Annotated in this window: 10 protein-coding genes; 2 read left to right on the top strand and 8 right to left on the bottom strand. The window is 69.7% G+C overall.

Annotation, left to right across the window (positions count from 1 at the left end; all coding sequences use genetic code 11):
* Window positions 1–5: 5 nt before the first annotated feature.
* The 7 genes from AVL59_RS00650 to AVL59_RS00620 form a co-directional block, all read right to left on the bottom strand.
* Window positions 6–821, bottom strand: coding sequence for a UbiA family prenyltransferase (locus AVL59_RS00650; protein ID WP_159399841.1), 816 nt, complete (start codon window positions 819–821; stop codon window positions 6–8).
* A gap of 313 nt (window positions 822–1,134) precedes the next feature.
* Window positions 1,135–1,803, bottom strand: a complete 669-nt coding sequence (locus AVL59_RS00645) for a response regulator (RefSeq protein WP_067299261.1) — start codon at window positions 1,801–1,803, stop codon at window positions 1,135–1,137.
* On the bottom strand, window positions 1,787–2,905 hold the full coding sequence (locus AVL59_RS00640) for a sensor histidine kinase (protein WP_067299260.1): 1,119 nt from the start codon (window positions 2,903–2,905) through the stop codon (window positions 1,787–1,789). Before AVL59_RS00640 ends, AVL59_RS00645 begins: the two co-directional genes overlap by 17 nt.
* 208 nt (window positions 2,906–3,113) lie before the next feature.
* Complete coding sequence (locus AVL59_RS00635; protein ID WP_067299259.1) at window positions 3,114–3,719, bottom strand: MerR family transcriptional regulator; 606 nt, start codon at window positions 3,717–3,719, stop codon at window positions 3,114–3,116.
* 267 nt (window positions 3,720–3,986) lie between these two features.
* Window positions 3,987–4,265 (bottom strand): hypothetical protein, encoded by a 279-nt coding sequence (locus AVL59_RS00630; protein ID WP_067299258.1) that lies wholly within the window; start codon window positions 4,263–4,265, stop codon window positions 3,987–3,989.
* A 334-nt stretch (window positions 4,266–4,599) separates the two neighbouring features.
* Complete coding sequence (locus AVL59_RS00625; RefSeq protein WP_067299257.1) at window positions 4,600–5,571, bottom strand: pirin family protein; 972 nt, start codon at window positions 5,569–5,571, stop codon at window positions 4,600–4,602.
* A 154-nt stretch (window positions 5,572–5,725) separates the two neighbouring features.
* Window positions 5,726–6,208 (bottom strand): SseB family protein, encoded by a 483-nt coding sequence (locus tag AVL59_RS00620; protein WP_067299256.1) that lies wholly within the window; start codon window positions 6,206–6,208, stop codon window positions 5,726–5,728.
* 446 nt (window positions 6,209–6,654) lie between these two features.
* On the opposite strand from AVL59_RS00620, the gene AVL59_RS00615 reads away from it, so the two are divergent.
* Both AVL59_RS00615 and AVL59_RS00610 read left to right on the top strand, forming a co-directional pair.
* On the top strand, window positions 6,655–8,481 hold the full coding sequence (locus AVL59_RS00615) for an acyl-CoA dehydrogenase (RefSeq protein ID WP_067299255.1): 1,827 nt from the start codon (window positions 6,655–6,657) through the stop codon (window positions 8,479–8,481).
* Window positions 8,482–8,575: 94 nt separating this feature from the next.
* A complete protein-coding gene (locus tag AVL59_RS00610) occupies window positions 8,576–9,874 on the top strand; it encodes a M18 family aminopeptidase (protein WP_067299254.1) in 1,299 nt (432 codons plus the stop codon).
* Window positions 9,875–9,940: 66 nt separating this feature from the next.
* On the opposite strand, the gene AVL59_RS00605 is transcribed toward AVL59_RS00610, so the two are convergent.
* On the bottom strand, window positions 9,941–11,764 hold the full coding sequence (locus tag AVL59_RS00605) for a thioredoxin-like domain-containing protein (RefSeq protein ID WP_067299253.1): 1,824 nt from the start codon (window positions 11,762–11,764) through the stop codon (window positions 9,941–9,943).
* Between the last annotated feature and the right edge of the window lie 82 nt (window positions 11,765–11,846).

Raw genomic sequence — 11,846 nt, 5'->3', positions numbered from 1 at the left:
TCCGTTCAGCTGATGGGATGCGCGAGCACCACGAGGTGCACCGCGTACTGCGTGATCATGAAGGCCCGGTACGGCAGCCTCCGCTCCGCGCGCGTGCCGCCCTGCCGCAGACCGGGACAGACCCCGGCGAGCGCCAGCGCACCGCCGAGCAGCACCACGGCGGGAGGCAGCAGGCCGGGTCCGGCCGGCGAGAGCGCGCACACCAGGAGGCCCGCCCCGATCGTCACGGCGCTGACGGCGGCCAGCAGGGCCGTGGCGCGGGCCCCGTGGAGCACGGTCCAGTTGCGGCGGCCGTGCCGGGCGTCGCCCGCCGCGTCCGAGAAGTCCTTGGCGATCGCGCCGACCAGCCCCATCCACAGGCACATGGCGGTGCAGAAGGCCAGCACGGCGGGCGTCAGCGGCAAGCCGGCGCAGAGCAGGCCCGCCAGGTAGGTGAGCGCCCCGCCGCCGATCACCACGGCGATGGTTCCGGGGGTGGTGCGCTTGAGGGCGATGCCGGGGGCGGAGTACCCGTACCCGAGCAGCAGGAAGCCCGCGGTGACCAGGCACATCTTCGCGGAGACCAGGGCACCGAGGACGACGGCCAGTGCGGCCAGCGTCCCGGCGGCGCGCAGTGCCGTGGCGAGCGGGAGCAGCCCGCTCGCCACGGGGCGGACGGAGCCGTTGGAGCGGTCCTCCCCGACGTCGGTGACGCCGTTGTAGAGGTAGACGGCGGCGACGGCCGAGGCCCAGGCGGCCGCCCCGAGGAGCAGTGCGGGCCGGGCCGTGCCGGGCACGGTGCCGCCCGCCGAGGGCAGCAGAAAACGCAGCAGAAAAATCACCAGGACCGCTCCCCGGGATTCCCGGAGGCAGAGCACGGCGAACCTCAGCAATCTGCTCGGCCGAAGTTTTTCAAGTGGTTTTTTCGCGACGGTGGACGATACCGCTTCGGAGTGTTTCCCTAATATCACTCGCGACATACTGGCGAATCTACGCGAACGGGCGCGCGACGAGCATACCCTCCGGATGCAGCACGCCTACCCCGAAAGAGGCATATTCCCGGGGCGCGTTACGAGTCGATTAATTTGCTCTCACCTCCCTCGCCCTCTCACCCCCTCGGCGCCGGGCCGCCGCCACCGCCCCCGCGGTCGAAGATCACGGCCTGGGTATCAGCTGAGCGTCTCGCGCCTTGTTCACGGCGTCGATACGGGATACCGCACCGAGTTTCTCGAAGATATTCCGCAGGTGGCGCTTCACGGTACCTTCGGCGACGTTCAGCCGGTTCGCTATCTGCCGATTACTCAGGGCCGCCGCCGCAAGGGTGAGCACTTCCCTCTCCCGGGGCGACAGCCGCTGCTGTTCCGGGGCGGCGAATCCGGATCCGTGAATTCCACTGCTGGGCAAAGCGATGGTGAGCTGGGGATCACGGGCGACCGCGTTGCGGATCGCCGCGAGCAACGATTCCCGCGGCACGCTCTTGTGCAGATATCCGCGCGCTCCCCTCGCCAGCAGTTCCTGCACGAGCTGGGTGTCCCCGTGCATGCTCAGCATCAGCACGTGCAGGGCGGGAAATCGATCCGTCAGTTCGGCGACCACCGTGGGCGCGTGGCTTCCGGGGATCTCCACGTCCAGCAGCACGACCTGCGCGGCGGTCCGCTCGACCAGTTCGGCCAGCCCCTGGGTGCGGTCCGCGTCGGCCACGACCGTCAGATCGTCCTCCGCCTCGATCAACTGGCACAGCGCGTCGCGCAGCAGCGAATGGTCGTCCACGGCGATGATGCGGATCGGGTCGCCGTCCGTCTCGGATCTACTCGGCACCGCCATGATCCTCCTTGCCGACCGGGACGCACAGCTCGACCGTGGTCCCCTCTCCCAAAGCGCTGGTGATGGTGAGGGTGGCGCCGAGCAGCCTGCTGCGCTCGACCAGCGAGGCGAGCCCGTGCCCGGTGCGCCGCTCGGGGTCGAAACCGACGCCGTCGTCCCGCACCGAGGCCCTGACCAGGTCGTGGTCGAAGGCGAGTGCGATGTCGATGCGGGATGCGGAGGCGTGCGCGAAGGCGTTGCGCAGACACTCGCGCAGCATCAGATAGAGGTCGTCGGCGATCCGGGGCGGCAGCCGGTCGTCGGGGTCGTCCACCGCGATCTCCACGACGGGCTTGTCCAGCGCCATCGCGGTGACGAACGAGGAGAGCGCGACCTGTAGCGAGCGGGTGGTGTCCAGCCGGGTGCGCAGTTCGGACACGAGGTCACGGGTGATGTACTGCGTCTCCTGGATGGCCTGCTTGAGCGCCGCGAGCCGGACGTCCGTGCGCACGTCCCCGTTCTGGGTCAGCTCGTACAGCTCCAGCTGCCGCAGCGCGACGCTCGCCGCGCTGCCGATCCGGTCGTGGATCTCCCGGGCCATGCTGTTACGGCCCTGCTGCGCGGCGTCGCGTACGACGTCGAGCAGAAAGAGGTCGTGTCCGATGGCGCCCTGCTCCAGGCGCCGGATGATCGACGACTGCAGGGCGAGCAGCGCCTTCATGAGATGACGCTCGGAACCGGGGAACTCGGTGGCGACCCGGCCCAGTTGGTCCATCACGATCTGGAACAGCACCGAGGCGGCGCGCACCGAGTGGATGGGGCCGATCCCCTGGGAGATGCGGGCCCCGCCGAGTCGGCGCGCCTTGAGGTACACGCCGACGTCCAGTAACGGCTCCCGCTCCTCCCTGAGCACGCCCAGGCAGTCCGCGATGATCTGCTCCGCCTGTTCCCGGCAGGTGATCCAGGCCTCCTGGTTCACCCCGAGCGGGTTGCACTGCCTCACCAGCGCCTGCCGATAGGCGTTGATCAGGTCGGGCCGAATCTCACCGAGCCGGTCGGCGAGTTGCCTTGCTTGGCTCTTCGGTTCGTCTCCGGATGCCGAACCCCATGACGAATGTGACATGTGCACGCAGCCTCCCCCGTCCGCGCCCGGGTCGCACGTTGTTCACACACGAGCCCGGTTTGATCACATGATCGCTACGGAGTCTGCTAGAAACGGCGCGTGATCGTCAAATATCAGTCAGTTACCGGTGGGTTCCTGGCCTTTTACCGCCAGCAATTGTCCTTTTTCATCATGGATTGAGGTGAAGGCGACCGGCCAACTCCTCGCGTCAGGCGGTGGGGGCGGAGGAGCACTCCAGTCGGCTCACGGCGTGCTCGTGGACGAGGCGGCGCAGCGCGGCGATGACCGTGTCGCCGATGACGGTCGCGGTCACCATGCGGGTGACCGCGCTCTCCGGATCGGGCCGCTCGACGACCAGCCGCACCTCGGCCTCGGCGACCTTCTCCAGCGCCTCCGCGTAGGCGTCCAGCAGACGGAGCAGATCCTCCTGCCCCAGCCACTCCATGACGACGAACGACTGGATGAGCGTGCGCCAGGCCGGGTTGTGCTCGCTCACCCGCCAGTTCCGGGCCCGCGCCAGTGCGTGGGCCCGCTCCTCGGCGCGGGCCCAGTTGCCGTCGTCGCTCGCCGATCCGGCGGTCGGCAGCGAGTACTGCACAGCGCCGAGCAGCCGGCTCAGCGTGGTGTCCGAACAGTCGAGCAGCCCGAGGATCCGCAGCGCCTCCAACTCCCCGAGCCCGCCCACCTCCAGCAGGGCCCGGACCAGCTCCACCCGGCGTATCTGCGCCTCGCCGTGCTCGGGCAGGGCCGGGATCAGCCTCCTGCGCTCGTACGTGCGCAGGGTGTGAAGCGGTACGCCGGTCCTGCGGCTCACATCGGAAAGTTGCACGGCTCGCCTCTCGTCACTCCGTCTGAGCTGCGCCGTCGTCTCAGAACACGCCCGGACTGTAGGCACTGTGACGCGCCGTCACAAGATGCGCACATGGCGTTCGGACACAGATGTATCGAAAGAAGGAGCCGTCGGGCGCACCCGCCGCCCGCCCCCGGCCGACACGGACAAGCGGAGAAGCCCCCCGCGTCGCGGGGGGCTTCCTCGTCTGCTCTGGCGATCGAACCGACCTCGTGGATCGAACCCGACCCCTTAGAAGACGCTGTTGCTGCAGCCCATGGTCGAGCCGATGTGCGTGCCCTGCGCGCCCGGGTCACCCTCGCCGTTGAGCGCGTTGCCCAGCACGCCGTTGAGGATGCCGACCTCGCCGAGGACGTCGAGGTTCAGATCGTGCGACTTGCAGTTGGAACTCTGCAGGGCACTGAAGTTCTGGCCCCCGTGGTCGCCGCCCGCGTAGGCGGTACCGGTGCTCAGGAGTCCGACGCTGCCGAGAGCGGCGACCAGGACTGCGGCCTTGCGAAGCTGGTGCATGTCATCTCCATGAAGTGAGTCGATGCGATCTGCCACAGATCGATCTCTTACAGAAAGGAGATTTAATAGGAAGCTCGTACAAAACGGACATCGACACGCCGGTGTTACGAACATCCCGGCGGCGGCATTTCCGAGAGCGCCGCGCATACAGGGGAGCCTGACTCTCTGTCAGACAGGAGTCCCGGGCAGGGAGCGCCGGGGACGCACACGGCGGCGGCCGACGGCGGGACGAGTGGAAGTCCCTTGTGTCCAAGGCTGGTTGAGGGCACACGACACCGAGGGTGCCCCGTCCGGGCTCGGACGGGGCACCCTCGGGCGTTCGCTCGGCGAAGGATCACATCCCGCCCTCGGTCATCCCGTGAACGGCCGGGATCGTGCCCAGGCGGCCCTTCTGGAAGTCCTCGAAGGCCTGCATCAGCTCTTCCTTGGTGTTCATGACGAACGGCCCGTAGTGCGCCATGGGTTCACGGATGGGCTGTCCGCCGAGGAGGACGATCTCCAGGTCCGGCGTGTGCGCGTCCTGCTTCTCGTCCGCGCGCACGGTCAGCGCGGAACCGGCGCCGAACACGGCGGTCTGGCCCATGCGGACGGGCCGGCGCTCCGCACCGACGCCGCCGCGGCCCGCGAGGACGTAGGCGAGGCCGTTGAAGTCCTCGCGCCAGGGCAGGGTGATCTCGGCGCCCGGAGCGAGGGTCGCGTGGATCATCGTGATCGGCGTGTGCGTGATGCCGGGGCCCTGGTGACCGTCCAGCTCGCCCGCGATGACACGCAGCAGCGCGCCGCCGTCGGGGGACGTCAGCAGCTGGACGTTGCCGCCGCGGATGTCCTGGTAGCGCGGGGGCATCATCTTGTCCTTGGCCGGGAGGTTCACCCACAACTGAAGGCCGTGGAAGAGACCGCCGGACATGACGAGCGACTCCGGCGGAGCCTCGATGTGCAGCAGACCCGAGCCCGCGGTCATCCACTGGGTGTCACCGTTGGTGATGGTGCCGCCACCGCCGTTGGAGTCCTGGTGGTCGAAGATCCCGTCGATGATGTAGGTGACGGTCTCGAAGCCACGGTGCGGATGCCACGGGGTGCCCTTGGGCTCGCCCGGCGCGTACTCCACCTCGCCCATCTGGTCCATCATGATGAACGGGTCGAGGTGGCGGTAGTTGATCCCGGCGAACGCCCGGCGCACCGGGAATCCCTCACCCTCGAAACCGCTCGGTGCGGTCGTGACGGCCAGCACGGGGCGTGCCACGGCGTCGGCGGGAGCGGCCACCCGGGGCAGCGTCAGCGGGTTCTCGACGGTCACTGCAGGCATGTTCGGTACCTCCTTGTGCGCCCACTTTAGTTGAGCGTTGAACTTTCTGCTAGCCCCAACAGAGAGAGCCCGGAGGAAATTCCCTCCGGGCTCCGTGCTCCGTGTCCGCGAACGCTCGCGCGCGTCCCGACCGCCGTACGCGCGACGACGGCCGCTAGCCGTACATCCGGCGCATCGCGAAGTCGACCATCTGCTCCACCGCCTTGGCGTCGAACACCATCCGGTGCTCGCCCTCCATGTCCAGGACGAAGCCGTAGCCGGTCGGCAGCAGATCGATCACCTCGGCGCCGGTGATCACGAAGTACTTGGACTCCTTGCCCGCGTACCGGCGCAGCTCCTTGAGCGAGGTGAACATCGGGATCACCGGCTGCTGGGTGTTGTGCAGGGCGAGGAAGCCGGGGGTGTCGCCGCGCGGGCAGTACACCTTCGACGTCGCGAAGATCTGCTGGAAGTCCTCGGCGGACATCTGCCCGGTGGTGAAGGCGCGCACCGCGTCCGCGAGCGAGGGCGGGGACGGCTCCGGGTACAGCGGCGGCTGCTGGCCGTACCCGCCGACACCGCCAGGCATCTGCTGCTGCGGCTGGGCGTACTGCTGCTGAGCGGCGCCCCCGTCCATGGGCTGGCCGTATCCGTACATGGGCGCAAGCGTACCGAGCGGGGAGGGTTCGGCGGGGCCCGGGGAAATTTATGTAGCGAACGCTATAGAACGCTGCTACAGTTTGTGTATCGTCCGCTACAGATTCGGCCCCTCTCTCCATGCCCCGGGGGGTACCCGGTCGCCCACACCCTGAGCCCGGCCGCACTGGAGGCCCTCGGCCCCGAGGACGTGGAGGCGGCGGCGAAGGAGACGGGAGCGACGGCACCCGAGGGCACGCGATACCCGGCGGTCACCCGCCGTTCGCCGAGCAGCCCGAGCGCCGGGCGAGACTGCTCTCCGGCGCTGCCGAGTAGACCCTTCTCACACTTGGACCGGCGGGGGTTGCTTCTTATTACCGACGGGTAGCATCATCGGAACTACTTGTTGGTACGTGAACCAGATGCGAGGAGCCAGTGCCTCGCCGAGTCCTATACGGAGCCGTCACCATGGGGCACTACAAGTCCAATCTCCGCGACATCGAGTTCAACCTCTTCGAAGTGCTCGGCCGCGACAAGCTGTACGGCACCGGCCCGTTCGAGGAGATGGACACGGACACCGCCAAGAGCGTTCTGGAGGAGCTGACCCGGCTCGCGGAGAACGAGCTGGCCGAGTCCTTCGCCGACGCCGACCGCAACCCGCCGGTCTTCGACCCCGAGACGAACACCGCGCCGGTCCCCGCGTCCTTCAAGAAGAGCTACAAGGCCTTCATGGACTCCGAGTACTGGCGCCTGGGCCTGCCCGAGGAGATCGGCGGCACCACCGCCCCGCCGTCCCTGATCTGGGCCTACGCGGAGCTGATCCTCGGCGCGAACCCGGCCGTGTGGATGTACTCCTCCGGCCCGGCGTTCGCCCGCATCCTCTTCGAGGAGGGCACCGAGGAGCAGAAGAAGCTCGCGACGATCGCCGTGGAGAAGACCTGGGGCTCCACCATGGTGCTCACCGAGCCGGACGCCGGTTCGGACGTGGGCGCCGGCCGCACCAAGGCGGTCCAGCAGGAGGACGGCTCCTGGCACATCGAGGGCGTGAAGCGCTTCATCACCTCCGGTGAGCACGACATGGAGGAGAACATCCTTCACTACGTGCTGGCGCGCCCCGAGGGCGCGGGACCGGGCACCAAGGGTCTGTCCCTCTTCCTCGTCCCGAAGTACCTCTTCGACTTCGAGACCGGCGAGCTGGGCGAGCGCAACGGCGTCTACGCCACCAACGTCGAGCACAAGATGGGCCTGAAGGCCTCCAACACCTGCGAGATGACCTTCGGCGACCGTCACCCGGCCAAGGGCTGGCTGATCGGTGACAAGCACGACGGCATCCGCCAGATGTTCCGCATCATCGAGTTCGCCCGGATGATGGTCGGCACGAAGGCGATCTCGACCCTGTCGACCGGCTACCTGAACGCGCTGGAGTACGCCAAGGAGCGCGTCCAGGGTCCGGACCTGGCGAACTTCATGGACAAGGCCGCGCCGAAGGTCACCATCACCCACCACCCCGACGTGCGCCGCTCGCTGATCACGCAGAAGGCGTACGCGGAGGGCATGCGTGCCCTCGTCCTCTACACCGCCTCCGTCCAGGACACGATCGCCCTCAAGGAGGCGAACGGCGAGGAGGCCTCGGCCGAGCACGCGCTGAACGACCTGCTCCTGCCGATCGTCAAGGGCTACGGCTCCGAGAAGGGCTACGAGCAGCTCGCCCAGTCGCTGCAGACCTTCGGCGGCTCCGGCTTCCTGCAGGAGTACCCGATCGAGCAGTACATCCGGGACGCCAAGATCGACACCCTCTACGAGGGCACGACCGCCATCCAGGGCCAGGACTACTTCTTCCGGAAGATCGTCCGCAACCAGGGCACCGCGCTGAACGCCCTCGCCGAGGACATCAAGAAGTTCCTGGCGCTGGGCACCGGCGGCGAGGAGCTGGCGGGCGCCCGCGAGCACCTCGCGAAGGCCGCCGTGGAGCTGGAGGCGATCGTCGGCCTGATGCTGACCGACCTCGCGGCCACCGAGCAGGACGTCAAGAACATCTACAAGGTGGGCCTGAACACCAGCCGCCTGCTGCTGGCCTCCGGTGACGTCATCGTCGGCTACCTGCTGCTCAAGGGTGCCGCCATCGCCGCCGAGAAGCTGCAGACGGCCGCCTCCAAGGACGTGGCGTTCTACACCGGCAAGATCGCGGCGGCGAAGTTCTTCGCGGCCAACGTCCTGCCCGGTGTCACCCTGGCCCGCAAGATCTCGGAGAACGTCGACCTCGACCTGATGGAGCTGGACGAGGCCGCCTTCTGAGCCGCTGAAGGACCCGCTCCGCACCCACTGATCGCCTGCGTGGGCCCGTTCCCGTACCGGGGACGGGCCCACGCACGTCGTTAAGGTAAGCCCCATGAGCGCACCAGCCCGCTTCGACCGCGGCCACACCGACGACCTGATGTCCTTCCTGGCGGCGAGCCCGTCGCCGTACCACGCCGTGACGAACGCCGCCGAGCGACTGGAGAAGGCGGGCTTCAGGAGGGTCGCGGAGACCGATGCCTGGGACGGGTCGAGCGGCGGCAGGTATGTGCTGCGCGGCGGCGCGATCGTGGCCTGGTACGTCCCCGAGGGCGCCGCGGCCCACACCCCCTTCCGCATCATCGGCGCGCACACCGACTCGCCGAACCTGCGCGTCAAGCCGCGGCCGGACACCGGGGCGCACGGCTGGCGGCAGGTCGCGGTGGAGATCTACGGCGGCCCGCTGCTGAACTCCTGGCTCGACCGGGACCTGGGCCTGGCCGGCCGGCTGACCCTGCGCGACGGCTCCTCGGTCCTCGTCAACGTGGACCGCCCGCTGCTGCGGGTGCCCCAACTCGCCATCCACCTGGACCGTTCGGTCTCCTCGGAGGGCCTCAAGCTCGACAAGCAGCGCCATCTGCAGCCGGTGTGGGGCCTCGGCGACGACCCGCGCGAGGGTGACCTGATCGCGTTCCTGGAGGCGGAGTCGGGTCTTGCCGCGGGCTCGGTGGCCGGCTGGGACCTGATGACGCACCCGGTGGAGGCACCCGCCTACCTGGGCCGGGACCGGGAGCTGGTCGCCGGGCCCCGGATGGACAACCTGCTGTCGGTGCACGCGGGCACGGCCGCCCTCGCCGCCGCCGCGACCTCAGACGCCGCGCTCACCCACATCCCCGTGCTGGCCGCCTTCGACCACGAGGAGAACGGCTCGCAGTCCGACACCGGCGCGGACGGCCCGCTGCTCGGCACGGTGCTGGAGCGCTCGGTGTTCGCGCGCGGCGGGTCGTACGAGGACCGGGCGCGCGCCCTCGCCGGCACGGTCTGCCTGTCCTCCGACACGGGCCACGCCGTCCACCCCAACTACGCGGAGCGGCACGACCCGACGCACCACCCGCGCGTCAACGGCGGCCCGATCCTCAAGGTCAACGTCAACATGCGCTACGCCACGGACGGTTCGGGCCGCGCGGTGTTCGCCGCCGCCTGCGAGAGGGCGGGCGTCCCCTTCCAGTCCTTCGTCTCCAACAACTCGATGCCCTGCGGCACCACCATCGGCCCGATCACCGCGGCCCGGCACGGCATCAGCACCGTCGACATCGGCGTGGCGATCCTGTCGATGCACAGCGTGCGCGAGCTGTGCGGCGCCGACGACCCGTTCCTGCTGGCGAACGCGCTGGTGGCGTTTCTGGAGGGCTGAGTTCCGCCCCCTCGCCCCCCTGCGGAACCGTTGTTTTTGACTACGCCGACGTCCTCTGACCACCCGTCACCGCTCCTCCATCCCGGCCAGGATCAGCGGCAGCCGGTCCGCCCCGCCCTCGGTGAGGCGGACCGGCACGCCCCAGTCCTGCTGGTGGACGTGGCAGGCCGGGTACAAGTTGGCTGGGTCGTCGTCGCAGGAGGCCGCCATCGCCGAGACGTGCAGGACGCCCTCCGCGACGGCCGGGTTCAGCTCCAGCTCGCGTGAGAGGTCGGTGTCCGCCCCCTCACCCTCGAGCAGCAGCTCGGGCGGGGTCGCGGAGACCAGCAGACGGGTCGAGGGACCGTACCGGCTGTCCAGCTTCTGGCCGTCGGGGGCCTGGAAGATCACGTCCAGGCGGAGACGGCCCGGGGCGACCTCCGTCGCCGCGCGTTGCGTACGGTGGGCGACCGCCTCCACGCGGACCGCCTCCTCGGGCAGCCGCAGCCGGGTCAGGCGGTGCCGGGCCGACTCCACGACCACGATGTCCTCGCCGACGAGGACGGCGTCGCTGGGCTCGCGCAGATCGGCGGCGAGGGTACTGACCTCGCCGGTGGCGGGGTCGTAGCGGCGCAGGGCGTGGTTGTAGGTGTCGGCGACCGCGACCGAGCCGTCCGGCAGGGCGGTGACGCCGAGCGGATGCTGGAACAGGGCCTGCCCGGCGGGGCCGTCCCGGTGGCCGAAGTCGAACAGGCCGGTGCCGACGGCGGTGTGGACGTGTCCGTCCAGGTCCACCCAGCGCAGCGCGGAGGTCTCGGAGTCGGCGAGCCAGAGCCGGTCGGCGGTGGCCGCGAGCCCGGAGGGCTGGGCGAACCAGGCCTCGGCACCGGGACCGTCCACCAGGCCCTCGTTGGTGGTGCCCGCCGCCACGGCGACGGTCGCGGTGGCGGGGTCGTACGTCCACAGCTGGTGCACGCCCGCCATGGCGATCCACACCTTGGCGCCGAAGACGGCCACGTCCCACGGGGAGGAGAGGTCCACCTCACGGGCCGGACCGGAGGTCGCGGACCCCCGCCACCACTGTCTGCCGGTGCCGGCCAGGGTGGTCACCCCGCCGGTGGCGAGGTCGAGGCGGCGCAGCGCGTGGTTGACGGTGTCGGCGACGATCACCGCCGTACCGTCCTCGGACAGGGCGAGGCCCTGCGGCTCGTTGAAGGCGGCCTCCCCGGGGCCGCCGTCGGCGAATCCGCGCGCGCCGCCGCCGATGCGCCGTACGACCGTCTCGGCGTCCTCGGCCAGCTCCACCAGCTGGTGCCGGGTGGTGTCGCTGACCAGGAACGTGCCGCCGGGCAGCAGCAGCGCCTTGCCGGGGAAGCGCAGCACCGTCGGCTCGGGCTCCGGCGGCACGTAAGGACCGTCGCCGCGGCGCAGCGTGCCCTTCGCCGCGTGCTCGGTCTCCAGCTCCTCGACCAGCTTCTCGATGGCGTGCGCATGGCCCTCGCCGGCGTGCTGGGCGACCACGTACCCCTCGGGGTCGATGACGACGAGGGTCGGCCAGGCCCGGACCGCGTACTGCTTCCAGGTGGCCAGCTCCGGGTCGTCCAGCACCGGGTGCTCCACGCCGTACCGCTCCACCGCGTCCACGACCGCCCGGTGCTCGGCCTCGTGCACGAACTTCGGCGAGTGAACGCCGATGACCACCACCGTGTCCCGGTGCTTCTCCTCCAGCTCGCGCAGCTCGTCCAGGACGTGCAGGCAGTTGATGCAGCAGAAGGTCCAGAAGTCCAGGACGACGATGCGTCCGCGCAGGTCGGCCAGGGTGTACTGCTTGTCTCCCGTGTTCAGCCAGCCGCCCTTGCCGGTCAGCTCGGGGGCGCGGACGCGGGCGCGTCGACGTGCGGAGTCGGTCATGGCTCCAAGCGTGCCATCCGGCACCGACAGCCGGTCCGGCGCCTGCCCTCGGGGCCTTCCGCACTGCCCTTCAGCCCTGCCC

Origin of the sequence: Streptomyces griseochromogenes (genome assembly GCF_001542625.1) — a bacterium.
Taxonomy (GTDB): Bacteria; Actinomycetota; Actinomycetes; order Streptomycetales; family Streptomycetaceae; genus Streptomyces; species Streptomyces griseochromogenes.
This window is presented reverse-complemented; position numbering and strand designations above follow the sequence as displayed.